Source organism: Cupriavidus neocaledonicus (assembly GCF_000372525.1).
GTDB lineage: Bacteria > Pseudomonadota > Gammaproteobacteria > Burkholderiales > Burkholderiaceae > Cupriavidus > Cupriavidus neocaledonicus.
This window is the reverse complement of record NZ_AQUR01000105.1, coordinates 41,458-64,986: the sequence shown is the minus strand read 5'-3', so window position 1 is coordinate 64,986 and position 23,529 is coordinate 41,458. Positions and strand designations below refer to the sequence as shown.

Here is a 23,529-nt window from a genome sequence, read left to right as displayed (position 1 = left end):
GGACGGCTGCGACGCGCAGTGCCGGCCGCCGCGGGCGCGGCAGCCAGGAGGGCGGGCCGGCCTCAGGCCAGCATCGAGCGCAGCATCCACGCGGTCTTTTCATGCGTCTGCATGCGCTGGGTCAGCAGGTCGGCCGAGGGCTCGTCGCCGGCGGCATCGATCACCGGGAAGATCGAGCGCGCGGTGCGCACCACGGCTTCCTGGCCTTCGACCAGCTTGCGGATCATTTCGGTGGCCTCGGGCACGCCCTCTTCCTCGGCGATCGACGACAGGCGCGCGTATTCCTTGTAGGTGCCCGGGGCCGGGTAGCCCAGCGCGCGGATACGCTCGGCGATCGAGTCCACGGCCAGCGCCAGCTCGTTGTACTGGGTCTCGAACATCAGATGCAGCGTATTGAACATCGGACCCGTCACGTTCCAGTGGAAGTTGTGGGTCTTCAGGTAGAGGGTGTACGTGTCCGCCAGCAGCTTGGACAGCCCTTCCGCGATCTTCTTGCGGTCCTTGTCGGAAATACCGATATTCACGCTCATCTCGTTCTTCTTTGCCATGGTAGATACGCTCCGTTCTGGTATAGCCACGAGGCGCGCCGCCGGGCTTGCCGAATCGTGGCGATTCGGGGGGCCGGGCGGCGCGGTACCCCGCATTATTGCACCGGGCAACGGTCCCGGCCAAACCCCGCGCCGGGGGGCCGTTGCCGGGCGGGCGCTTATTGCAGGTTGAGCGCCCGCTTCACGCCCTCGCCGTAGGCCGGGTCGGCCTTGCTGAAGTGTTCCAGCTGCACGCGCACGATGGCCTCCGGCACACCCTGCATCGCCGCCGCGATATTGGCGAACAGGCGCTGGCGCTGGCCTTCGTCGAACAGGCGGAACAGCGCGCCGGGCTGGCTGTAGTAGTCGGTGTCGACCCGGTGGTCCCAGCGGTCGGCGGCGCCGTCGAGCGCCAGCGGCGGCTCGATGGCGCGCTCGCTGGCGGCGTAGGCGCTTTCGCGGTTGGGCTCGTAATTGAGCTTGCCGCCCTGGTTGCCGTCCACGCGCATCGCGCCGTCACGGTGGAAGCTGTTGTGGAACGGGCATTTCGGCGCATTGACCGGGATCTGGGCGTGGTTGATGCCCAGGCGGTAGCGCTGCGTGTCGCCATACGAGAACAGCCGCCCCTGCAGCATCTTGTCGGGCGAGAAGCCGATGCCGGGCACGATGTTGGCCGGGTTCATCGCGACCTGCTCGACCTCGGCAAAATAGTTGTCCGGGTTGCGGTTGAGCTCGACCACGCCCACGTCGATCAGCGGGTAATCCTTGTGCGGCCAGACCTTGGTCAGGTCGAACGGGTTGATGTGGTATTTGGCCGCCTCCACCTCCGGCATGATCTGCACGCGCAGGTTCCAGCGCGGGAAGTTGCCGCGCTCGATATTGTCGAACAGGTCGCGCTGGGCGCTCTCGCGGTCGTTGGCCACCACTTTGGCCGCTTCCTCGTTGGTCCAGTTCTCGACGCCCTGCTGCGACTTGAAGTGGAACTTGACGTAGAAGCGCTCGTTACTGGCGTTGATGAACGAGTACGTGTGCGAGCCGAAGCCATGCATCTGCCGGTAGTTCTGCGGCAGGCCGCGGTCGCTCATCAGGATGGTGACCTGGTGCAGCGATTCCGGATGGCGCGACCAGAAGTCCCACACCGCGATCGGGTCGCGCAGGTTGGTGCGCGGGTTGCGCTTCTGCGTGTGGATGAAGTCGGGGAACTTGAGCGGGTCGCGCACGAAGAACACCGGCGTGTTGTTGCCGACCAGGTCCCAATTGCCTTCGTCGGTATAGAACTTGATCGAGAAGCCGCGCACGTCGCGCTCGGCGTCGGCCGCGCCGCGCTCGCCGGCGACGGTGGAGAAGCGGATGAACAGCGGCGTTTCCTTGCCCACCTCCGCAAACACCGAAGCCTTGGTGTACCGGGTGATGTCATGGGTGATGCGCAGCGTGCCGTAGGCGCCGGAGCCCTTGGCATGGACGCGGCGCTCGGGAATGACTTCACGGTCGAAGTGGGCCAGCTTTTCGAGGAACCAGACGTCCTGCAGCAGCATGGGGCCGCGCGGACCGGCGGTCTGCGAGTTCTGGTTATCGGCCACCGGTGCGCCGGCGGCAGTGGTGAGAGTGTCCTTCTTGCTCATCTTTTCCTCTTTGTGGGTGGGCTGAAAGGGAATGCCGCCTCAGTGCGCGGCGGCATAGCAGGCAAGGCAATCGAGCAGGCAGCGCCCCATGCGGAGGGAAAAACGGGGCTGGGTCGGTATGGTTTTCAGTGACTGGGCGCTGGTGCTCATCATCGGTTCCTGTCTTGCGTCGGCGCCCGCTGCATCGACAAGAGCCAGTCTACAAATTATCTATCAGGTTGAGAATTTAATTATTTATACCTATGTATTAGGTCGAATCTATTTAGGGTTAGTGAAACTTGTGCCAGCGGCCGGTGCCCGCCCAAACCAGCTCCGGGAAATGACCGGTCTGGAAACCCACAAATGACAACGGCCGCAGCGGAATCTCCGCTGCGGCCGTTGCATGGACGGCTATTCGACGCGACGCTCAGGCGGCTTCGGCCAGTTCCTTGGCGTCGAGCTTGCGCACGCCGGGCAGGTCGCACGCGGCCACGGCGTTGGCCAGTGCCTCCATCGCCGGCAGCCGGGTGAAGCTCTTGCGCCAGGCCAGCACCACGCGCCGGTCGGGCACCGGGTCGGCAAACGGCACATACGACAGCATGTCGCCCTTGGCCTTCAGGTCGGGCACCGAGGTGCGCGGCAGCACGGTGATGCCGACGCCGCTGGCCACCATATGGCGGATGGTCTCGAGCGACGAGCCCTCGAAGGTCTTCTGGATGCCGTCGGCCGCCTGCGAAAAGCGCGACAGCTCGGGGCACACGCCCAGTACGTGGTCGCGGAAGCAGTGGCCGCTGCCCAGCAGCAGCATGGTCTGCTGCTTCAGTTCCTCGGGATCGACCGCTTGCACCTGCGCCAGCTGGTGGCCACGCGGCACCGCCACGACAAAGGGCTCGTCATAGAGCGGGCGCACCGTCAGGCCGGAATCTGGGAACGGCTCGGCCATCACCGCGCAGTCGATCTCGCCCTGCTTGAGCAGCTCGATCAGCTTGTGGGTGTAGTTCTCCTGCAGCATCAGCGGCATCTGCGGCACGGTGTCGATCATCTGCTTGACCAGCGACGGCAGCAGGTACGGCCCGATGGTGTAGATCACGCCCACGCGCAGCGGCCCCGCCAGCGGGTCCTTGCCCTGCTTGGCGATCTCGCGGATCGCCATGGTCTGCTCCAGCACACGCTGGGCCTGCGCCACGATCTGCTCGCCGACCGATGTCACCGACACCTCGGAGGTGCCGCGCTCGAAGATCTGCACGTTGAGTTCGTCTTCCAGCTTCTTGATGGCGACTGACAGCGTCGGCTGCGACACGAAGCAGGCTTCGGCGGCCCGGCCGAAATGGCGCTCGCGCGCCACGGCGACGATGTACTTGAGTTCGGTGAGCGTCATGACTTATCAAATCCGGGTAGGCGATAGATTTTACCTTCGATTGTCGGATCTGTCAGAGTGCCCACTTCACGCGAGCCGGTATGCGCCGGCTCCGGCACAAAGCCCGCCAGCAAGACTTCGATCAGGCCTTCAGGTAGTGCTCGCGTCCACCCAGCCAGCGCGACAGGTGCGCTTCGACCGCTTCCGGATAGTGCGCCAGCATCAGCTCGGCCGCTGCCTGGGCGTACTCCACCAGCCAGGCATCGGTCTGCAGGTCGGCAAAGCGCAACATCGCCTCGCCGGACTGGCGCGCGCCGAGGAATTCGCCCGGGCCGCGGATTTCCAGGTCGCGCCGCGCGATCTCGAAGCCGTCGGTGGTCTCGCGCATGGTCGCCAGGCGCTCGCGCGCGGTGGGCGACAGCGGCGCCTGGTACATCAGCAGGCAGACCGATTCGGCGCTGCCGCGCCCGACCCGGCCGCGCAGCTGGTGCAGCTGCGCCAGGCCAAAGCGCTCGGCATGCTCGATCACCATCAGCGAGGCATTGGGCACGTCCACCCCCACCTCGATCACGGTGGTGGCCACCAGCACCTGCAGCCGGTTGGCGCTGAAGTCATCCATCACCGCGGCCTTCTCCGCCGGCGGCAGGCGCCCGTGCACCAGGCCCACGCGCAGGTCGGGCAGCGCCGCCACCAGGGTCTCGTAGGTCTCGACCGCGGTCTGCAGCTGCAGCGCCTCGCTTTCCTCGATCAGCGGGCACACCCAGTAGACCTGGCGGCCCTCGGCGGCGGCATGGTGGATGCGCCCGATCACCTCGTCGCGGCGCTCGTCGTTGACCAGGCGCGTGACGATGGGCGTGCGCCCCGGCGGCAGTTCATCGATCACCGAGACGTCGAGGTCGGCGTAGTACGTCATGGCCAGCGTGCGCGGGATCGGCGTGGCCGACATCATCAGCTGGTGCGGCACGGTTTCGGCCGCGCTGATGGCAGCCGGCGCCTCGGCCGCGCCGGCCTTGCCCCGCAGCGCCAGCCGCTGGGCCACGCCGAAGCGGTGCTGCTCGTCGACCACCGACAGCCCCAGCCTGGCAAAACGCACGGTGTCCTGGATCAGCGCATGGGTGCCGATCACCAGCTGGGCCTCGCCCGATTCCACGCGCGCCACCGCCGCGCGCTTGTCGCGCGCCTTCTGGCTGCCGGCCAGCCACACCACGGGCACGCCCAGCGGCTCCAGCCAAGCCGACAGCTTGCGGAAATGCTGCTCGGCCAGGATCTCGGTCGGCGCCATCAGCGCCGCCTGGAAACCGGCATCGATGGCCTGGCAAGCCGCCAGCGCGGCGACGATGGTCTTGCCGCTGCCGACGTCGCCCTGCAGCAGCCGGTGCATCGGGTGCGGCAGGGTCATGTCGGCGGCGATTTCGCCGACCACGCGCTGCTGCGCGCCGGTCAGCCGGAACGGCAAGGCCGCCAGGAAACGCGTGAGCAGCCCGCCCTCGCGGCGCGGCATGGTCGGCGCGGTCTTGTCGCGGCGCGCCGCGTGCGCGCGCCGCAGCGAGATCTGCTGCGCCAGCAGCTCGTCGAACTTGACGCGCTGCCAGGCCGGGTGCGAGCGGTCGGCCAGCGCGGCCTCGCTTTCCTGCGGCGGCGGCGCGTGCAGCAGCCGCAGGCAGTCGGCCAGCGGACGCAGCTGCAGGCGCGCCAGCGGGCCCTTCAGCACCGGTTGGGGCAGCGTCTCGGGCAAGGGCGTGCGCGCCAGCGCGCCGCCGATCGCCTTGCGCAAATAGGCCTGCGGGATGCCGGCGGTGGACGGGTACACCGGCGTCAGGCGGTCGGGCAGCGCCTCGCCCGCCAGCACCGGGCGCACCGTCGGATGGACCATCTCGGCACCGAAAAAGCCGCCGCGCACCTCGCCGCGCACGCGCAGGCGCACGCCTTCGGCCATCTGCCTGGTCTGGCTGCCGTAGAAGTTCAGGAAGCGCAGGGTCAGCTCGCCGCTGTCGTCGGCAAGCTTCACCACCAGCTGGCGGCGCGGCCGGAACGTGACTTCGTTGGAAATGACCTCGCCTTCCACCTGCGCCGGCAGCCCCAGCCCGGCACGGTGGATGGCCTCGGCGATCGGCACCACCGTGGTCTCGTCCTCGTAGCGCATCGGCAGGTGCAGCACCAGGTCGACCGGGCGGCGCAAGCCCAGCTTGGCCAGGCGGGCGGCAGCGGTGGATGCGCCAGAGCCGGCGGCCTTGCCCTTGGCCGCACCGGCCTTGCCGCGCGCGGGCGCCGCCGTGTCGCTGGCGTCGTTGGCGTCGGCAGGGTCCTGGATCGGTTCGGCGGCGGTTCCGGGCATCGGCGAATAAGTTGGCAGCAGTCGCTGCGGGCTTCTGGACTGGCTGGCGCGGCGCCGGCGAATGGCGGGTATCACGCCCGGCGCGGCGGCAAGCGCGCCCGTGGCCTTACAATATCGGATTCGCCGATTGTACCCATGCCGGCTGCCAACCCGGGCAGCGCAGTGATGCGCCATGCTCCACCGCCCGCAGACCGCGCAGCCCGCCCTTCCCACGATGTTGACGCTTTCCGATTTCGACTTTCCGCTGCCGCCCGAACTGATCGCCCAGAGCGCGCTGCCCGACCGCAGCGCCAGCCGACTGCTGGTGGTGGAGCGGCTCGCCCCCGGCGACACCGCCAACGCGGTGCGCATGGTCGACCGCGCCTTCAGCGACATCGTCGATTACCTGGGTCCGGACGACCTGCTGGTGTTCAACGACACCCGCGTGATCAAGGCCCGCTTCTTCGGCCACAAGCCCAGCGGCGGCAAGGTCGAGGTGCTGGTGGAGCGGGTGCTCGACACCCATACCGTGCTGGCCCAGGTGCGTGCCTCCAAGACGCCGGCCGAAGGCAGCGCCCTGCACCTGGCCGACGGCGCCTTCGCCGTGATCGTGGGCCCGCGCGTGGACCAGTTCTTCACGCTGCGCTTCCCCGAGGCCGCGCTGGACCTGATCGAGCGCTACGGCCGCCTGCCGCTGCCGCCTTATATCACGCACGACCCCGACGCCTACGACGAGACCCGCTACCAGACCGTCTACGCGCGCAGCCCCGGCGCGGTCGCCGCGCCCACCGCCGGGCTGCATTTCGATGACGCGCTGTTCGCCCGGCTCGATGCCGCCGGCGTGCGCCGCGCCTTCCTGACGCTGCACGTGGGCGCCGGCACCTTCCAGCCGGTGCGCACCGAGAACCTTGCCGAGCACAAGATGCATTCCGAGTGGTACGCGATTTCCGAGGACCTGGCGCAGGCGGTGCGCGACACGCGCGCGCGCGGCGGCCGCGTGATCGCGGTCGGCACCACCTCGCTGCGCGCGCTGGAATCGGCCGCGCAGCCGGACGGCACGCTCGCCGCCGGCAGCGGCGACACCGACATCTTCATCACGCCCGGCTACCGCTTCCGCCTGGTCGACGCGCTCATCACCAACTTCCACCTGCCCAAGTCGACGCTGCTGATGCTGGTGTCGGCGCTGGCCGGGGTGCAAGCCATCCGCGCCGCGTACCGCCATGCGGTCGAGCAGCGCTACCGTTTCTTCAGCTACGGAGACGCCATGCTGCTGACCCGGCAGCCGGACGCCGCCGCCGCGGCCTGATCTCAGACTATTCGACATGCTCAACTTCGAACTCATCACCACCGACGGCAACGCCCGCCGCGGCCGCGTCACGCTGAACCACGGCGTGGTCGAGACGCCGATCTTCATGCCGGTGGGCACCTATGGCTCGGTCAAGGCGATGTCGCCGCTGGAACTGAACGAGATCGGCGCGCAGATCATCCTGGGCAACACCTTCCACCTGTGGCTGCGCCCGGGGCTGGACGTGGTCAATGCCCATGACGGCCTGCACCGCTTTATCGGCTGGGACAAGCCGATCCTGACCGACTCCGGCGGCTTCCAGGTGTTTTCGCTGGGCGATCTGCGCAAGATCACCGAGGATGGCGTCACCTTTGCCTCGCCGGTCAACGGCGACAAGCTCTTCCTGTCGCCCGAGATCTCGATGCAGATCCAGCGCACGCTGAATTCCGACATCGTCATGCAGTTCGACGAATGCACCCCGTACGAGATCGACGGCCGCCCCGCCACGCACGATGAGGCGGCCAAGTCGATGCGCATGAGCCTGCGCTGGGCCAGGCGCTCGCGCGATGAATTCGAGCGGCTGGCCAACCCGAACGCGCTGTTCGGCATCGTCCAGGGCGGCATGTACGAGGACCTGCGCGACGAGTCGCTGGCGGGGCTGTCCGAGCTGGACTTCCACGGCTTCGCCATCGGCGGGCTATCGGTGGGCGAGCCCAAGGAAGACATGATGCGCGTGCTGGAACACGTGGCGCCGCGCCTGCCGGCCAACAAGCCGCACTACCTGATGGGCGTGGGCACGCCCGAGGACCTGGTCGCCGGCGTCGCCGCCGGGGTCGACATGTTCGACTGCGTGATGCCGACCCGCAACGCGCGCAACGGCTGGCTCTTCACCCGCTACGGTGACGTCAAGATCAAGAACGCCGCGCACCGCAACGACCCGCGCCCGCTCGACGAGAGCTGCGCCTGCTACACCTGCCGCAATTTCTCGCGCGCCTACCTGCACCACCTGCACCGCGTCGGCGAGATCCTGGGCGCGCGCCTGAACACCATCCACAACCTGCACTACTACCTGCAGCTGATGCGCGAGGTGCGCGAGGCGATCGAGCAGCACCGCTTTGCCGGCTTCCGCCGCCAGTTCGCCGCCGACCGCGCCCGCGGCACGCAGTGACAAGCCGGCGGCGCGAACTTTCCCGCCGCCCGCGGTCGAATAGCCGGTCGAGGCGCGGCAGCCACCGCGCAAGTTGTCCCCAACGCACCCGAACAAACCCGTATTCCGCCCTAGAATGCCAAGGGCGGGCCAGGTGCGAATGGTAGAATGTTCGATTAATTGACTGACTTTTGTGACGGAGAATCAACGTGCTGATTTCTAACGCATTTGCCCAGACCGCCGGTGCCGGCGGCGCGGCTGGCGGCCTGATGAGCTTCCTGCCCATCATCCTGATGTTTGGTGTGCTGTGGTTCATCATGATCCGCCCGCAGATGAAGCGCCAGAAGGAAGCCAAGGCAATGCTCGAAGCGCTGGCCAAGAACGACGAAGTCGTTACCGCCGGCGGCATCCTGGGCCGCGTGACCAAGGTCACCGACCAGTACGTCAGCCTGGAAGTCGCCGAAGGCACCGAGATCACGGTGCAGAAGAATGCCGTGACCACGGTGCTGCCCAAGGGCTCGCTGAAGGCGCTCTGATCCCCGGATCGCGCGCGCGACTCCCGCCTTTGTCTTTTCCGGCATGCCCGTTCGCGCATGCCCCGGCAGCCGCCTGATCCAGCCCGACGAAGCCCCCGCGGCTTCGCTCCGCGGCTGCCAGGCGGCTGTTTGCCAAACCGGTTCGGCGCCGCCGACGTGGCGCGCCTCGCCTGCGCCGGCCCCGCCAACCGCTGAATGACTGGCCCGAGATGAATCGTTATCCGCTTTGGAAATACCTCGTGATCCTGGTGGCCCTGGCCATCGGCATCATCTACACCTTGCCGAACTTCTTCGGCGAGGCGCCTGCCGTGCAGGTGTCCTCGGGCAAGGCCACGGTCAAGGTCGACCTGTCGATGCAGAAGCAGGTCGAAGAGATCCTGGCGCAGAACCAGCTGCAGCCAGACGGCGTCTTCTTCGATATTTCCGGCCAGTCGGGCTCGGTCAAGGCGCGCTTCCGCACCACTGACGAGCAGCTCAAGGCCAAGGACGTGCTGTCGCGCACGCTGAACCCGGACGCGTCCGATCCCGCCTACGTGGTCGCGCTCAACCTGCTTTCGGGCTCGCCGCGCTGGCTGACTTCGCTGCACGCGCTGCCGATGTACCTGGGCCTGGACCTGCGCGGCGGCGTGCACTTCCTGCTGCAGGTCGACATGAAGGGCGCGGTCGACAAGAAGCTCGACAGCCTGGCCGGCGACGCGCGCACGCTGCTGCGCGACAAGAACATCCGCCACGGCGGCATCGACCGCGACGGCGAGCGCCTGACGGTGCGCTTCAACAACGCCGACGACGCCGGCCGCGCGCGCGCGCTGCTGACCGACAACGTGCGCGAAGTGGCCTTCGCCATGGACGGCAACAACATCGTCGGCACCTTCACCGAGGCCGCCCGCCGCGCCGTGCAGGACGCCGCGGTCAAGCAGAACATCACCACCCTGCACAACCGCGTCAACGAGCTCGGCGTGGCCGAGCCGGTGATCCAGCAGCAAGGCGCCGACCGCATCGTGGTGCAGCTGCCGGGCGTGCAGGACACCGCCAAGGCCAAGGACATCATCGGCCGCACCGCCACGCTGGAAGCGCGCCTGGTCGACAACGACGCGCCGCGCAGCCCGCGCCCGGGCGACCCGATCCCGTTTGGCAGCGAACTGTTCACGCAGGGCAACGGCGCCCCGGTGGTGCTGAAGAAGCAGGTCATCTTCACCGGCGACCGCATCGAAAGCGCCTCGGCCGGCTTCGACCAGAACCAGCAGCCTTCGGTCAACATCAAGCTCGACGCACAGGGCGGCCGCGTGCTGCGCGATGTCTCGCGCGAGAACCTGAAGAAGCCGATGGCGATCGTGCTGTTCGAGAAGGGCAAGGGCGAAGTGCTGACGGTGGCGACGATCCAGTCCGAACTGGGCTCGAGCTTCCAGATCACCGGCTCCTACTCCACCGAAGCCGCCAACGACCTGGCCCTGCTGCTGCGCGCCGGCTCGCTGGCCGCGCCGATGGAGATCATCGAAGAGCGCACCATCGGCCCGTCGCTGGGTGCGGAGAACATCGAGAAGGGCTTCGATTCGGTTGCCTATGGCTTTGCCGCCATCGGCGTGTTCATGATCCTGTATTACATGCTGTTCGGCGTGTTCTCGGTGATCGCGCTGGGCGTGAACCTGCTGCTGCTGATCGCGGTGCTGTCGATGCTGCAGGCCACGCTGACGCTGCCTGGCATCGCCGCCATCGCGCTGGTGCTGGGCATGGCCATCGACGCCAACGTGCTGATCAACGAGCGCATCCGCGAGGAACTGCGCGCCGGCGCGTCGCCGCAGGTGGCGATCGCGGTCGGTTTCGACCGCGCCTGGGCCACCATCCTGGACTCCAACGTGACCACGCTGATCGCCGGCCTGGCGCTGCTGGCGTTCGGTTCGGGCCCGGTGCGCGGCTTTGCCGTGGTGCACTGCCTGGGCATCCTGACCTCGATGTTCTCGGCGGTGTTCTTCAACCGCGGCCTGGTCAATCTCTGGTACGGCCGCAAGAAGAAGCTGCAGAGCGTGGCCATCGGCCAGATCTGGAAGCCGGGCAATACCACCGACACGCCGGTCGCCAAGTAAGCGGCCCGCGGCACAACACGTAGTACAGAACAGGATTCAACATGGAATTCTTCCGCATCCGGCGCGACATTCCGTTCATGAAGCACGCGTTGATCTTCAACGTGATCTCCTTCCTGACGTTTGCCGCGGCCGTGTTCTTCCTCTGGCAAAAGGGCCTGCACCTGTCGATCGAATTCACCGGCGGCACGGTGATGGAGGTCAGCTACCAGCAGGCGGCCGACCTGGAAAAGATCCGCGGCCAGGTGGGCAAGCTCGGCTACACCGACGTGCAGGTGCAGAATTTCGGCACCTCGCGCGACGTGATGATCCGCCTGCCGCTGCAAAAGGGCCCGGACGGCAAGCCCGCGACCTCGGCCCAGCAGAGCGAGCAGGTGATGGGCGCGCTCACCGCGGCCTCGCCTGACGTCAAGCTGCAGCGCGTCGAGTTCGTCGGCCCGCAGGTGGGCAAGGAGCTCGCCACCGACGGCCTGCTGGCGCTGCTGTGCGTGGTGGCGGGCATCGTGATCTACCTGTCGTTCCGCTTCGAGTGGAAGTTCGCGGTGGCGGGCATCATCGCCAACCTGCACGACATCGTCATCATCCTGGGCTTCTTCGCCTTCTTCCAGTGGGAATTCTCGCTGTCGGTGCTGGCGGCGATCCTGGCGGTGCTGGGCTACTCGGTGAACGAGTCGGTGGTGATCTTCGACCGGATCCGCGAAGCCTTCCGCAAGTACCGCAAGATGACCACCCACGAGGTCATCGACCATGCCATCACCAGCACCATGTCGCGGACCATCATCACCCACGGCTCGACCGAAATGATGGTGCTGTCGATGTTCTTCTTCGGCGGCCCGACGCTGCACTACTTCGCGCTGGCGCTGACGGTGGGCATCCTGTTCGGCATCTACTCGTCGGTGTTCGTCGCCGCGGCGCTGGCGATGTGGCTCGGCGTGAAGCGCGAGGACCTGGTCAAGGGCGAGAAGAAGGGCGAGTCGACCGACCGCAACGACCCCAACTACGGCGCGCAGGCCTGAGGCCGGCCCTGCCGCAAAACAGAACGGCGCCCCGCGGGGCGCCGTTTTTCATGGCCGGCCCGAAGGCCGGCAACAGCCGCGGCCGCCAGACTCAGGCCGGCATCGAGAAGCGCTCGATCCATGCCGCCAGCCGGTCGGAGGCGAAGCTGTCGCTGCGCGGGGCAGCGCGGCAGACAATGGTGTCGCCGTCGCGCACGAACTTCAGCGCGCCGCCGGCCTCTTCGAGCCACAGCAGGCTGGCCAGCCAGGCCGCATGCTGCGCCGACACCGCCGTGCCCACGGGCTGGGCCAGGAACTCGGCCAGCGCGGCCGGCTGGGTCCAGACCACCGTATCGCCGTCGCGGCGCACCACCTCGCTGCCGAGCGCGTCGGCGATCACGGCGGCGGCATCGGCAGCGCCCTTGCCCGCATTGGCGCTGCGCAGCCCGGCCAGGCATGTGCCCACTGCATGGCCAAAGCTGCCGCTGCGCTCGGCTTCGGCGCGAACCAGGTCGGCGTAGTCCATGCGCTGCCAGTCCGGATCGGCGTTGCGGGCCCCCGCCAGGTCGACCGCCGCCAGGTAAGTCTCCACCGGCTGGAAATGGCCCGGACCAATCAGGCTTGCGCACAGCGCGTGCAGCATGCCGATGCGGGTAGCCACGGTCTGGGTCTGCAGCACCGCCAGCTTCTCGCGCACCAGCTGGTCACGCTCCTTGCGCAGGCCGGACATTTCCAGCGCCTGCTTGAGCTCCATGCGCAGCGCGGTGATATCCCACGGCTTCTTGATATAGCGATGGATCTGCCCCTGGTTCACCGCCTCGACGGTCTGGTCGAGTTCCGAGTACGCGGTGGTCAGGATGCGCACGATGTGCGGGTAGCGCTCGCGCGCATAGCGCAGCAGTTCGTTGCCGTACTCGCCCGGCATGCGCTGGTCCGAGACCAGCACGGCCAGGCTGTCGGCGTGAGCGTCCAGCAGCGTCTTGCCCTCCTCCACCGAGCCGCCAGTCACCACCGGCGCCAGCGCGCCGATGGCCCGCTGGAAATATTTGACGGCGGTCGCCTCGTCATCGACGAACAGAATCGCCGGGGGTGGTGCCTGGGTGGCAATCGGTTCGCTCATCGGTCACTCCTAATCATTCGATTCCTGAAATTTGGAAAGTCCAGCGTCACTGTGGTCCCGGCACCGGGAGCGGAGGCGATCCGGATGCCGCCGCCGAAGGACTGCATGACGCGGTTGCAGAAAATCATGCCGAGGCCACTGCCGCCAGCGCTGGCGTGGGTAGTGACCGGATCGACCAGCAGCCGCCCCATCACCTCTGGCGGGATGCCGGGGCCGTTGTCGCAGATGCGGATTTCCTGGTTGGGCTGGGTTGTCACCACGAAGCGCAGCGAGGGCCGGTCCACGCCCGCGAGCGCGCGCAGCGCGTTGCTCATCACCGACGACAGTACCAGCGCGACGCAGTTGGGCAGCGTCTGCACCGGGAAGTCGCCCTGCATGTCGACGTCGACCCACTGGCGCTGCCCGCCTGCGAACGGATAGGTATCCAGCAGCCCCGCCACCAGCGCGCCCGCGCTGACCTCGGTGCCGGCGTCGGCCGCCGGCGCCTTGCTGGCGGCGCTGTTGCGCACCGACTCGAGGAACGACGACAGCACCGCCAGGCAATACTGGGCGTTGTCGTACATGGCGCCCGCGGCCTGCCCGATTTCTCCTTGCCGCTGCTCGCTGTACTCGGCCTGGACGCGGCTTTCGATGCCCCGCGCGAAGTTGGCAATGGCGGCCAGCGGCGTGTTCAGTTCATGCGCCAGGAAGGCCAGGGTTTCATCGATCGCCATCAGGCGATGCTGGCGCAACGCGCGCTCCAGGTGGCGCTCGCCGGCAAGGTGCAGCACCTTGCGCACGTCGCCGACACTCAGGGGCTTTTCGAGGATGCGGAAGACTTCGCCGCTGTTGACGGTTTGCAACAGCATGTCCTTGTCGGCGTAGGCCGTCACCAGGATGCGCACGATCTGCGGATAGGCCTGGGCGACTTCGCGCAGCAGATCGCCGCCATCGCGGCCTGGCATGCGGAAATCAGTGACCAGGATCGTGATCCGCCCGCCCTCGGCGCGCAGCGTCGCCATCGCCTCGTCGGCGCCGGCGGCAAGCAGGACCTCATACTCGCTGCCGACCGCGCGCGCAAAGTACTTGCGCGCCATGTCTTCGTCGTCGACATAGAGGACGACATTGGGCCGGGCTTGCTGGAGTTCGCTCATGCGACTTACTCCGCGCGAGGCAGGTCGAAGCTGAACGCAGCCCACTGGCCGAGCTCGCTTTCGGCAAACAGCTGGCCTCCGTGGCGCTCGATCACGGCATAGCTGATCGACAGCCCCAGGCCCAGGCCCTGCCCGACTTCACGGGTGGTGAAGAACGGCTCGAACACCCGCGCCAGATGCTCCGGCGCGATGCCGGGCCCGTTGTCGCGCACGGTCACGTGCAATCGGCCTTCGGCCCAGTGCACGGTGGTATGGATCGCGGGCTCGGTCGTGCCGGCCTTGCGCATGGCCAGCGCCGCGTTCGAAAACAGGTTGATCAGCACGCCGATGATGGCGGCCTCGTCGCCCAGCACCAGCGTATCCGCAGGCAACTCGCGCGTGACCTTGACGCCGCGCAGCTCATGCGCGGTCAGGCGGATCGAGGAATCCAGCGCCTTTTCGAACATGAACGGCGTGCCTTCCACCTCAGCGCCCGGCTTGCGGTAGGCGAAGGTCTTCAGGTCCGAGACGATATGCTGGATGCGCTGCATCCCCTGTTTCGCATCTACCAGGCATTCGGTCAGCGACTCGCTTTCCTTGGCCTGGGGTTCTTCCATCGCGACCTCGATCGCCATCAGGCAGAAGTTCACCGGATTGTTGACCTCATGCAACAGACCCGCGGCCAACGTACCGATCGCCGCCATTTTTTCCTGCTGCAGCATCTGGCCCTTGATGTCGACCAGCTTGCGATTGATGACCTCGAGTTCGGCGTTCTTCTCGGCCACCTCCGCCTTCAGGCGGAACAGCATAAAGCGCGCGCGCTCGTTGAAATAGGTGTAGACGGCGCTGGCAGCGGCGGCAAACAACAGGAACAGCGAATTGACGATAAAGGTGCCGAACGGTTCGATGCCGCCGGGGTGGAACAGGCAGGCGAGCACATACAGCAGGTAGGAAAGCACGCCGAACACCAGGTTCTGCCACAGCCCGAACGGCAGCGCGATGCCGGATGCGAAGATGGCCAGGTTCAGCCCGACGTAGTACGGCGAATGCACCCCTTCGGTCTGCGAGATCATCCAGGCGATCATGATCTGCGGCAACAGCAGCCAGGTCAGCGTCAGCCAGGGCGCGAAGCGGCGGCCGGCGGCGCTGTACAGCACCACCACGACCCCGGCGATCAGCATCGACACCACCACGCGTGCGACCGCAAAGGGAAACTGCTGCTGCGGATACTGTCCGTAGTCGAGCCCGACGCCGAGCAGGACCAGCACGATCGCGGTATAGGCGCCGCCGCGGCTGAAGGCCAGGCGGAAGTCGACCAGTTCGGACTGGTAGCCGGCGTAGAGTTGGTTGGTGCTCATGGCGTGACCCGCGAGGACAGCCTCAGTCAATGGTGGCTTCGGCGAATACGTTGACCCCGGTGCTGTCGACGTAGACGCGGTGCGAATGCGAGTGTTCGGGCAGCAGTTGCGCCATGCCCGCATCGTCGCGATAGATCAGGTACCACTCGAGCAGGTGCTCCATGCCGAATTTCTCCGGATTGTCGGCATGGACGTTGGTCACCAGGATCTGGCCGCCGGGGCGCGAGCGCGAGGCGAAGTACGACAGCAGCCGCGCGCAGACCTTGTCCGAGAGGTAGTCGAACAGGCCGGCGCAATAGACCGCGTCGAACTCGCGCGCGGCGGCATCGTCCGGCGAGATGCGCCGCTTGAGCAGCTCGTGCACCGACTGGTGCACCATCTCGACGGCGAACTTGTTGCCGGCGCTGCTGGCCGAGCGCTCGATCGACTTGTGCGTGTATTCCAGCGTCTCTTCGCTGAAATCGACCAACTGGAACGACAGCAGCTCGGGGTTCGGGTATTCGCGCACGAAGCGCTGGATTTCGAAGGCCGGGCCGCAACCCACGTTGAGCACGCGGAACGGCCGCCCGGCGGCGCGCGCGCGCTCGGCCTGGCGCTTGAGGAAATCGATCAGCAGGTCGATGCGGTTGCGGTGCGCGGTGGCCACCGCCGCCTTCAGGAAGGCGGTATTGACGATCTGGAAATAGGTGGTCGGCCCTTGCTGGGGATCGCCCAGGATCTGGTTCACCATTTCGTAGTCGCCGGCATAGCCGAGCGGCTTGGTGAAAGTGCGGTAGACGAACGGCGCGCGCAGCAGCAACGGGTGCAGCGCCGACTGCGCGTAGGTGCGGTGCACCGGGGCGACTTCGGCATCCACGCGCTGGGCCTCGCCCTCGAGCCAGTCCAGGTAGGTCTTGGTCTTGGCCATGATCGGCGTCGCCAGCTCGTAGAAGACGTCCTGGCGCAGCTTGCCTTCGGTCTTGGGCAGCGACTCGGTCAGGTCGACCTGTTCGACCCAGCGCGACACTTCGGAGAGGAAGGCGCGCATCTCGTTGACCACGATCTGGTAGTCGCGCCGGATGTTGAAGCGCGTGTCCCAATCCTGCACGAACAGCTCGGCTTCGCGCGCGACCGACTTGGGCTCGTTGTTGAGATCGGACAGCTCGCGCCACTCGTCGATCAGCGTCAGCGACACCACCGCGGTCAGGCCGGTATTCACCAGGCTCATCACCACGGCCTTGCCGAGATAGGCATTCTTGGCGCCCATGCGGACGCTGAGCTCGCTCAGCACCTCGCTGACCTGCACGATCGAATACGGGTTGTAGATTTCCATCACCAGAGATTTCCTCTGGAGATTGATGATGGTGCCCCGCACCTGCTCGCCCTGCGAGTTGCGGAAACTAACTACCGGATCGATTTGCGTTTTGGAGTACACGGTATAGCGCCAGGGAAAACCGGGAAACGCTGCGGGCCATACAGCCAGGGCAGAACGGCCGGGTACAGCATGAGGGCGAGGGGGTCGCGGGAATGGCTACCGGTATCGGGACATGCAGCGAATGCTCATAGTGATGCGCTCTGGCCAGTTGCGGGCATGGCTGCCCCCCGCCGTGGCAGGAGTCGCAATACCCCGGATCATGGTGGATTGCCGCGGGCCATTGTACTGTGCCCGTCGCAACTCGCACAACAAAGTGCCGTGGCGGCCCCCCGGGATGGTGCAATACAACAAAAAAAGGCCGGCATGGGCCGGCCTTGACATCGGTTTGCCCGCCGCAGCGGGCCGCGCAATCAGTCTGCGCGCACGCCTTCCACCTGGATGGCGAGCTTGACCTCGGGCTTGAAGCCCATCTTGACGCCATAGTCCAGGCCGAAATCGGCCCGGTTGAACTGGCCGACGGCATCGGCGCCGCAGGCTTCGCGCTTGAGCATCGGGTGCTGGATGCACTTGAAGTCGCGGATTTCGAGCTTGACCGGCTTGGACACGCCGCGCAGCGTCAGCACGCCGTCGACCTCGGTCGGCACGTCGCCCTTGAACTTGGAGAACTTGCCCTTGTAGGTGGCCTCGGGGAAGGCTTCGACATCGAACATGTCCGGGCCCTTGGCGTGCTGGTTCAGCTTGGCGTTGCCGAAATCGATCGAAGCCGGGTCGATCTTGACCTCGACCGAGCCCGCCTTGGCGGCCCGGTCCAGCGTTACCACGCCGCTGGACTTGTCGAACTTGCCGCGCCAGGTCGACAGGCCGCCCAGGTGGTCGGCCTCGAAGCTGGGATAGGTATGGGTCGGATCGAGGTTGTACGTCACGGTGTTGGCCGAAGCCACGCCGAAGGCGGCGGTTGCGGAAACGGCCGCGACGGCGGCAACGAGGGAACGCAGTTTCATAGTGTCTCCCGACAAATCAGGGTTGGGATGGAGCGGTTCAGGTAAGTCCTGGGTACGTCAGCGGAATGCCGGCCTTACTTCTTTGCCAGCACGATACGGAATTTGATCTGGACGTCGTCGGCGACCACGGAGGTGTCCTTCCATTCGCCGTCGCCGATATTGAAGGCGGTGCGCTTGATCGGCAGCGCGCCTTCGAATACCTGCGCGCCGCCCTCCTGGCGGTAGGTGGCGGGCACCACCACGTCCACGGTCTTGCCCTTGATGGTCAGCTTGCCGGCCACGTCGTACTTGCCCGGCGTGCCGTTCTTGATGCTGGTCGACTGGAATACCGCCTTGGGGTATCTGGCGGCGTCGAACCAGTCCTTGCCCTTCACTTCCTTGGTGGTCTCGGCGTCGCCGATCTCGAAGCTGGCCACGTCGATCTCGATCTTGGCCGTCGACGTCGCCAGCTTGGCGGGGTCGAAGCTGACGTTGGCGTCGAACTTCTTGAACTTGCCCTCCATCGGCACGCCGATCTGGCGCGCCACCGCGGTGACCGAGCTCTTGGCGGCGTCGACCTGGGCCCAGGCCAGGTTGGCGGCGATGCCGGTGGCGGCCAGCACGGCGGCCAGCGTGGCGCGGAGAGTGGCCGAGCCGCGGCGGGAATTGGGTTTCATCTGGGAAAACTCCTGTCAGGGACGGCGCAGCGGCGCCGCGGTACGAAAAAGATTGGCGCGCCAGGCTCAGCGCAGGAACGGCAGCATCCGGCCGAGCGTGCCGTCACGGTCGACAAACTGGTGTTTCAGCGCCGCCGCCGCATGGACAACGACCACCGCGGCCATCAGGTAGTTCAGCCAGATATGGGTGAACTTCAGCACGTCCTTCAGCGCATCGCTTTTCTCGATCAGCGCCGGCATCTTCCACAGGCCCAGGTAGACCACCGGAACGCCCGCGGCCGAGCTGTACAGGTAGCCGCTGATCGGCACGACCAGGATCAGCAGGTAAAGCAGGTGATGGGCCCCCGCCGCCGCCCTGGCCTGCCACGCCGGGGTGCCGGGCGCGACCGGCGGCGCGGCGTGGGTGGCGCGCCACAGCACGCGCAGCACGGCGATGGCGAAGATCGTCACGCCCAGCCACTTGTGCCAGGAGTACAACTTGAGCTTGGTCGGCGTCAGCCCCGGAATGCCGGTCATGTACAGACCCAGCCCGAACGCGGCGAATATGGCCAGCGCCACCAGCCAGTGCAGGGCGATCGCGGTGGCACCGTAGCCGGCGGGGGCAGTGGCGGTAGAACGCATCGGATTCCTCTCGCCCGCGGCGCGGGCGTTTCACAATTTTGGGGAAGGCAACGGCCGGATCCACCCGCCCGTGCGCTGACGATTCTCGCATTATTGCGGCGGGATGTGCGCCGGTGCAGGACAGTCCTTCATTAAGTTATTCAAATGCTTTGAAGCGAGATTCCGGCAGGCGTCACAAGCGCACGCCACAACCCGGGGAGCCTGCCGGAAAAAGCAAAAAAGCCATCCCGCGGGATGGCTTTCCGTTTCCGCCGCCGGCCGGCGGCGGAAAAAAGTGGCGTCAGATGCGCTCGGCGAGTGTCACCGCCTTGCCGATATAGCTGGCGGGCGTCATTTCCAGCAGCAGCTTCTTGGCGTCGTCGGGGATCGCCAGGCCGTTGATGAAGGTTTGCAGCGCTTCGCGCGAGATGCCCTTGCCGCGGGTCAGTTCCTTGAGCTGCTCGTACGGGTTGGGCACGCCGAAACGGCGCATCACGGTCTGCACCGGCTCGGCCAGCACTTCCCAGCAGTTGTCGAGGTCTTCGTCGAGACGCTCCGGGTTGGTCTCGAGCTTGCCCAGGCCGCGCAGGCAGGCCTCGTAGGCCAGCAGGCTGTAGCCGAAGGCCACGCCGATATTGCGCAGCACGGTCGAGTCGGTCAGGTCGCGCTGCCAGCGCGACACCGGCAGCTTCTCGGAGAGGTGGCGCAGCACCGCGTTGGCCAGGCCCAGGTTGCCCTCGGAGTTCTCGAAATCGATCGGGTTGACCTTGTGCGGCATGGTCGACGAGCCGATTTCGCCGGCCTTGGTCTTCTGCTTGAAGTAGCCCAGCGAGATATAGCCCCAGACGTCGCGGTTCAGGTCGAGCAGGATGGTGTTGGCGCGGGCGATCGCGTCGAACAGCTCGGCCATGTAGTCGTGCGGCTCGATCTGGATGGTGTACGGGTTGAAGGTCAGGCCCAGGCGGGTTTCGATGACCTGCTTCGAGAACGCTTCCCAGTCGAAGGTGGGGTAGGCCGACAGGTGGGCGTTGTAGTTGCCCACGGCGCCGTTCATCTTGCCCAGCAGCTCGACCTGCTCGATGCGCTGGATCGCGCGCGCCAGGCGCGCGGCCACATTGGCCATTTCCTTGCCGAGCGTGGTCGGGCTGGCCGGCTGGCCGTGGGTGCGCGACAGCATCGGCTGGGCGGCATTGAGCCTGGCCAGCTCGACCAGGCGTGCGTGCACGCGCTTCAGCGCCGGCACCACCACGCCCTCGCGCGCGCCCTTGAGCATCATGCCGTGCGAGGTGTTGTTGATGTCTTCCGAAGTGCAGGCAAAGTGGATGAACTCGCTGGCGGCTTCCAGTTCGGCGTTGCCCTTGACCTGTTCCTTGAGCCAGTACTCGACCGCCTTCACGTCATGGTTGGTGACCGCCTCGATTTCCTTGATGCGGGCGGCGTCGGCCTCGCTGAACTTGTCGACCAGCGCCAGCAGCGCGGCCTCGGACGCGGCCGAGAACTTCGGCATGTCGGGCAGGCCGGCCTGCGCCAGCGCGATCAGCCAGTGCACCTCGACCTTGACGCGGTTGCGCATGAAGGCCGCCTCGGACAGCCATTCGCGCAGCGCATCGGCCTTGGCGGCGTAACGGCCATCGATCGGGGACAGGGCGGTGAGCGGCGAAAGCGAGGAGGAGGTCATGCTGGAAACCGGGAAAGGGAGGAATAGAAGAAGGCGAACAAGGGGCGCCGCGGGGGCTGGCGCCGGCAGCGCTGGCGGGCACGGACAGGGCGGAGCGCCCGCCACGCCGCATCGGCCGGCGGCCGGCGCTGCGCAACGCGCGATTTTACCACCCCTGCCCCAGATCCGGGCGGCGGCAAAGCGCGGCCGCGGGGCATCGGTGCGCAAACCCGCATTCGCCATGCGCCGCGGGTATACTCGCGCACGCCGTTCCAGTAGCCTGTTATGAAGTGCATCGGGCAAGCCATCGCTGCCTCCCCGCCGCCACTGCCGCCGAGCGACGATGCACTTCATAACAAGCTCAAGGGGAGAACATGAAGCTGTATGCATCCCGGACCAGTCCGTACGCGCGCAAGGTGCGCGTGGTGATGGCGGAGAAGAAGATCGAGTGCCAGCTGATCGAAGAGGACGTCTGGTCGCCTGAAACCCGGATCGGCCAGTACAACCCGCTGGGCAAGGTGCCGTGCCTGGTGATGGAAGACGGCGGCGCGATCTTCGATTCGCGCGTGATCGTCGAGTATGTCGACACGCTCACGCCGGTCAGCCGGCTGATCCCGCAGGGCGGGCGCGAGCGCCTGGAAGTGCGTTGCTGGGAAGCGCTGGCCGACGGCCTGCTCGACGCCGCGCTGCTGGTGCGCCTGGAGGCCACCCAGCGCGAGCCGCACGAGCGCAGCGAGCGCTGGGTGCAGCGCCAGCGCGGCAAGATCGACGCGGCACTGGTGGCCATGGCGCACGGCCTGGCCGACCGTCCCTTCTGCACCGGCATCCACTACTCGCTGGCCGACGTGGCGGTGGGCTGCGCGCTGTCCTACCTGGACTTCCGCTTCCCGGACATTGCCTGGCGCGAACGCCATCCGAACCTGGCGGCGCTGGAAGACAAGCTGTCGAAGCGGCAGTCGTTCATCGATACCGAGCCGCCGCGCGGCTGATGGTGTACTCCCACTCCCGCTTGCGGGAGAGGGCAGGGGTGAGGGCCGGGTGAATCCACGCAGTGATGTATGTCGGTATGCCAGCGCCTGCCCTCACCCCCTGCCCCTCTCCCGCACGCGGGAGAGGGGAGCAAACCGCGGGTGTTTTGCTGATAGCGGCTACTGGATGATCCCGCCGCCCAGGCAGACATCCCCGTCATACAGCACCGCCGACTGCCCGGGCGTGACCGCCCATTGCGGCTCGGCAAACGACAGCGTCAGCGCCTGCGCGTCGACCGCCTGCACCGTGCAGGCGGCATCGCTCTGGCGATAGCGGGTCTTGGCCGCCATCGCCGCGCCCGCGGCGGGCGGCGCGCCAGCCACCCAGGACAGGTCCGACGCGGTCAGCACCGGTGTCAGCAGCCACGGATGGTCGTGGCCCTGCACCACGTAAAGCGTATTGTTGGCCATGTCCTTGCGCGCGACGTACCAGGCGTCGCCGTTGCCGTCGCGGCTACCACCCAGGCCGATGCCCTTGCGCTGGCCCAGCGTGTAGAACGCCAGGCCGATATGCTCGCCGACCACCTTGCCCTCGGGCGTCTTCATCGGCCCCGGTCTGGTCGGCAGGTAGCGGTTCAGGAAATCGCGGAACGGACGCTCGCCGATAAAGCAGATCCCGGTCGAATCCTTCTTCTTCGCGTTGGGCAGGCCGATCTCGGCGGCGATCTCGCGCACGCGCGTTTTCGGGATCTCGCCCAGCGGGAACAGCGTGCGCGACAACTGCGCCTGGTTCAGGCGGTGCAGGAAGTAGCTCTGGTCCTTGGTATGGTCCAGCGCCTTGAGCAGCTCGAAGCGGCCGGCAGCGTTCTGGCGCACGCGCGCATAGTGGCCGGTGGCGATGGTTTCCGCCCCCAGCGACATGGCATGGTCCAGGAACGCCTTGAACTTGATCTCGGCATTGCACAGCACATCCGGGTTGGGTGTGCGGCCGGCCGAGTATTCGCGCAGGAAGTCGGCGAAGACGCGGTCCTTGTATTCGGCGGCGAAGTTGACCGCCTCGACGTCGACGCCGATCAGGTCGGCCACCGAGACCACGTCGAGCCAGTCCTGGCGCGTGGAGCAGTATTCGCTGTCGTCATCGTCTTCCCAGTTCTTCATGAACAGGCCGATGACCTCGTAGCCCTGCTGCTTGAGCAGCCACGCCGTGACCGACGAATCGACCCCGCCCGACATCCCCACCACGACACGCTTTGCGGCACCGCTCACGGCTGCGTCCCCGCTTGCAGCACCGACGGGTGCGTGTACAGCGCATCGAGCGCAAAGCGCTTGCCGGCCAGGTAGTCGTCGACGCACGCCATCACCAGCGGCGAACGATGCCGCTCCGGGCACGCGCGCAGTTCGTCGGCGCCCATCCAGACGGTGCGCACGATGCCGGTGTCGAGCTGGCGGCCGGCGTCGAGCGAGCCGAGGTCGCCGGTAAAGGCAAAGCGCACGTAGGTCACGTCGCCGCCGGTGCGCGACGACAGCGAGCGCCCCATGTAGCAGCCCAGCAGCGCGCGCGGCTCGAAGGTGTGCGCGGTTTCTTCCAGGGTTTCGCGGATCACGGCGCGGATCAGGCTCTCGCCCGGATCCAGGTGCCCGGCGGGCTGGTTCAGGCGCAGCCCGTCGGCGGTTTCTTCTTCCACCAGCAGGAACCGGCCGCCGCGTTCGATCACGGCGGCAACGGTCACGCTGGCATTCCAGTCACTTGACATGATGCTCAATTTTTAGGCAATCCCGCATTCTACCGGTTGCGGGACCATCTTGCAGCGCGGCGGGGGTGCCGGCGCGCCGCTCCCGGGCGGGCAAAAGCCGACCGGCCGG

At 66.8% G+C, this 23,529-nt stretch carries 20 protein-coding genes; 6 read left to right on the top strand and 14 right to left on the bottom strand.

The window, feature by feature from the left end; all coding sequences use genetic code 11:
- Window positions 1-62: 62 nt before the first annotated feature.
- From A3AG_RS0124420 to recG, 4 genes are all read right to left on the bottom strand, one after another.
- Window positions 63-548, bottom strand: coding sequence for a Dps family protein (locus A3AG_RS0124420; protein ID WP_012353810.1), 486 nt, complete (start codon window positions 546-548; stop codon window positions 63-65).
- A 158-nt stretch (window positions 549-706) separates the two neighbouring features.
- Window positions 707-2,149 carry a catalase gene (locus A3AG_RS0124415; protein ID WP_018007927.1) on the bottom strand — a complete coding sequence of 481 codons (1,443 nt, stop codon included), beginning with the start codon at window positions 2,147-2,149 and terminating at the stop codon, window positions 707-709.
- A 406-nt stretch (window positions 2,150-2,555) separates the two neighbouring features.
- Window positions 2,556-3,506 (bottom strand): LysR substrate-binding domain-containing protein, encoded by a 951-nt coding sequence (locus A3AG_RS0124410; RefSeq protein ID WP_018007926.1) that lies wholly within the window; start codon window positions 3,504-3,506, stop codon window positions 2,556-2,558.
- A 121-nt stretch (window positions 3,507-3,627) separates the two neighbouring features.
- Window positions 3,628-5,820: an ATP-dependent DNA helicase RecG gene (recG, locus tag A3AG_RS0124405; RefSeq protein WP_018007925.1), complete on the bottom strand. Its 2,193-nt coding sequence runs from the start codon at window positions 5,818-5,820 to the stop codon at window positions 3,628-3,630.
- Between the two features lie 214 nt (window positions 5,821-6,034).
- Between recG and queA the strand changes: the two genes are divergently transcribed.
- The 5 genes from queA (at window position 6,035) to secF (ending at window position 11,861) form a co-directional block, all read left to right on the top strand.
- Entirely contained in the window at window positions 6,035-7,105 is a 1,071-nt protein-coding gene (gene queA / locus A3AG_RS0124400) for a tRNA preQ1(34) S-adenosylmethionine ribosyltransferase-isomerase QueA (RefSeq protein WP_026164443.1), read from the top strand.
- A 16-nt stretch (window positions 7,106-7,121) separates the two neighbouring features.
- The gene (tgt, locus tag A3AG_RS0124395; RefSeq protein WP_018007923.1) at window positions 7,122-8,252 is read left to right on the top strand and encodes a tRNA guanosine(34) transglycosylase Tgt; all 1,131 of its coding nucleotides are present in this window, start codon (window positions 7,122-7,124) and stop codon (window positions 8,250-8,252) included.
- A 188-nt stretch (window positions 8,253-8,440) separates the two neighbouring features.
- Window positions 8,441-8,767 carry a preprotein translocase subunit YajC gene (yajC, locus tag A3AG_RS0124390; RefSeq protein ID WP_018007922.1) on the top strand — a complete coding sequence of 109 codons (327 nt, stop codon included), beginning with the start codon at window positions 8,441-8,443 and terminating at the stop codon, window positions 8,765-8,767.
- A 209-nt stretch (window positions 8,768-8,976) separates the two neighbouring features.
- Window positions 8,977-10,848 (top strand): protein translocase subunit SecD, encoded by a 1,872-nt coding sequence (gene secD, locus A3AG_RS0124385; RefSeq protein WP_018007921.1) that lies wholly within the window; start codon window positions 8,977-8,979, stop codon window positions 10,846-10,848.
- Between the two features lie 41 nt (window positions 10,849-10,889).
- A complete protein-coding gene (gene secF / locus A3AG_RS0124380; RefSeq protein ID WP_018007920.1) occupies window positions 10,890-11,861 on the top strand; it encodes a protein translocase subunit SecF in 972 nt (323 codons plus the stop codon).
- Between the two features lie 91 nt (window positions 11,862-11,952).
- Here secF and A3AG_RS0124375 read toward each other — a convergent pair whose 3' ends face one another.
- From A3AG_RS0124375 to purB, 8 genes are all read right to left on the bottom strand, one after another.
- A complete protein-coding gene (locus tag A3AG_RS0124375; RefSeq protein ID WP_018007919.1) occupies window positions 11,953-12,960 on the bottom strand; it encodes a response regulator in 1,008 nt (335 codons plus the stop codon).
- A complete protein-coding gene (locus A3AG_RS0124370) occupies window positions 12,957-14,093 on the bottom strand; it encodes a hybrid sensor histidine kinase/response regulator (protein ID WP_018007918.1) in 1,137 nt (378 codons plus the stop codon). Before A3AG_RS0124370 ends, A3AG_RS0124375 begins: the two co-directional genes overlap by 4 nt.
- Window positions 14,094-14,098: 5 nt before the next feature.
- On the bottom strand, window positions 14,099-15,430 hold the full coding sequence (locus A3AG_RS0124365; protein ID WP_018007917.1) for a sensor histidine kinase: 1,332 nt from the start codon (window positions 15,428-15,430) through the stop codon (window positions 14,099-14,101).
- Window positions 15,431-15,452: 22 nt separating this feature from the next.
- Complete coding sequence (locus A3AG_RS0124360; protein ID WP_018007916.1) at window positions 15,453-16,844, bottom strand: class I SAM-dependent methyltransferase; 1,392 nt, start codon at window positions 16,842-16,844, stop codon at window positions 15,453-15,455.
- Window positions 16,845-17,194: 350 nt separating this feature from the next.
- On the bottom strand, window positions 17,195-17,785 hold the full coding sequence (locus A3AG_RS0124355; protein ID WP_012353824.1) for a YceI family protein: 591 nt from the start codon (window positions 17,783-17,785) through the stop codon (window positions 17,195-17,197).
- 74 nt (window positions 17,786-17,859) lie between these two features.
- Complete coding sequence (locus A3AG_RS0124350; protein WP_018007915.1) at window positions 17,860-18,441, bottom strand: YceI family protein; 582 nt, start codon at window positions 18,439-18,441, stop codon at window positions 17,860-17,862.
- A gap of 66 nt (window positions 18,442-18,507) precedes the next feature.
- Window positions 18,508-19,062: a cytochrome b gene (locus A3AG_RS0124345; RefSeq protein WP_018007914.1), complete on the bottom strand. Its 555-nt coding sequence runs from the start codon at window positions 19,060-19,062 to the stop codon at window positions 18,508-18,510.
- Between the two features lie 280 nt (window positions 19,063-19,342).
- The gene (purB, locus tag A3AG_RS0124340) at window positions 19,343-20,719 is read right to left on the bottom strand and encodes an adenylosuccinate lyase (protein WP_018007913.1); all 1,377 of its coding nucleotides are present in this window, start codon (window positions 20,717-20,719) and stop codon (window positions 19,343-19,345) included.
- Between the two features lie 353 nt (window positions 20,720-21,072).
- Between purB and A3AG_RS0124335 the strand changes: the two genes are divergently transcribed.
- Window positions 21,073-21,687: a glutathione S-transferase N-terminal domain-containing protein gene (locus tag A3AG_RS0124335; RefSeq protein WP_018007912.1), complete on the top strand. Its 615-nt coding sequence runs from the start codon at window positions 21,073-21,075 to the stop codon at window positions 21,685-21,687.
- Between the two features lie 159 nt (window positions 21,688-21,846).
- On the opposite strand, the gene mnmA is transcribed toward A3AG_RS0124335, so the two are convergent.
- Together mnmA and A3AG_RS0124325 are read right to left on the bottom strand one after the other, a co-directional pair.
- The gene (gene mnmA, locus A3AG_RS0124330; protein ID WP_018007911.1) at window positions 21,847-22,932 is read right to left on the bottom strand and encodes a tRNA 2-thiouridine(34) synthase MnmA; all 1,086 of its coding nucleotides are present in this window, start codon (window positions 22,930-22,932) and stop codon (window positions 21,847-21,849) included.
- Window positions 22,929-23,420 (bottom strand): NUDIX hydrolase, encoded by a 492-nt coding sequence (locus A3AG_RS0124325; RefSeq protein ID WP_018007910.1) that lies wholly within the window; start codon window positions 23,418-23,420, stop codon window positions 22,929-22,931. Before A3AG_RS0124325 ends, mnmA begins: the two co-directional genes overlap by 4 nt.
- Window positions 23,421-23,529: the final 109 nt, after the last annotated feature.

Excerpts from the sequence above, each read along its gene's own strand:
- A3AG_RS0124410 (WP_018007926.1), bottom strand. The coding sequence starts at position 3,506 with ATGACGCTCACCGAACTCAAGTACATCGTCGCCGTGGCGCGCGAGCGC.
- tgt (WP_018007923.1), top strand. The coding sequence starts at position 7,122 with ATGCTCAACTTCGAACTCATCACCACCGACGGCAACGCCCGCCGCGGC.
- A3AG_RS0124325 (WP_018007910.1), bottom strand. The coding sequence starts at position 23,420 with ATGTCAAGTGACTGGAATGCCAGCGTGACCGTTGCCGCCGTGATCGAA.
- A3AG_RS0124415 (WP_018007927.1), bottom strand. The coding sequence starts at position 2,149 with ATGAGCAAGAAGGACACTCTCACCACTGCCGCCGGCGCACCGGTGGCC.
- purB (WP_018007913.1), bottom strand. The coding sequence starts at position 20,719 with ATGACCTCCTCCTCGCTTTCGCCGCTCACCGCCCTGTCCCCGATCGAT.
- A3AG_RS0124370 (WP_018007918.1), bottom strand. The coding sequence starts at position 14,093 with ATGAGCGAACTCCAGCAAGCCCGGCCCAATGTCGTCCTCTATGTCGAC.
- A3AG_RS0124365 (WP_018007917.1), bottom strand. The coding sequence starts at position 15,430 with ATGAGCACCAACCAACTCTACGCCGGCTACCAGTCCGAACTGGTCGAC.
- A3AG_RS0124335 (WP_018007912.1), top strand. The coding sequence starts at position 21,073 with ATGAAGCTGTATGCATCCCGGACCAGTCCGTACGCGCGCAAGGTGCGC.
- A3AG_RS0124345 (WP_018007914.1), bottom strand. The coding sequence starts at position 19,062 with ATGCGTTCTACCGCCACTGCCCCCGCCGGCTACGGTGCCACCGCGATC.
- secD (WP_018007921.1), top strand. The coding sequence starts at position 8,977 with ATGAATCGTTATCCGCTTTGGAAATACCTCGTGATCCTGGTGGCCCTG.
- recG (WP_018007925.1), bottom strand. The coding sequence starts at position 5,820 with ATGCCCGGAACCGCCGCCGAACCGATCCAGGACCCTGCCGACGCCAAC.
- A3AG_RS0124350 (WP_018007915.1), bottom strand. The coding sequence starts at position 18,441 with ATGAAACCCAATTCCCGCCGCGGCTCGGCCACTCTCCGCGCCACGCTG.
- secF (WP_018007920.1), top strand. The coding sequence starts at position 10,890 with ATGGAATTCTTCCGCATCCGGCGCGACATTCCGTTCATGAAGCACGCG.
- queA (WP_026164443.1), top strand. The coding sequence starts at position 6,035 with ATGTTGACGCTTTCCGATTTCGACTTTCCGCTGCCGCCCGAACTGATC.
- A3AG_RS0124420 (WP_012353810.1), bottom strand. The coding sequence starts at position 548 with ATGGCAAAGAAGAACGAGATGAGCGTGAATATCGGTATTTCCGACAAG.
- A3AG_RS0124375 (WP_018007919.1), bottom strand. The coding sequence starts at position 12,960 with ATGAGCGAACCGATTGCCACCCAGGCACCACCCCCGGCGATTCTGTTC.
- A3AG_RS0124355 (WP_012353824.1), bottom strand. The coding sequence starts at position 17,785 with ATGAAACTGCGTTCCCTCGTTGCCGCCGTCGCGGCCGTTTCCGCAACC.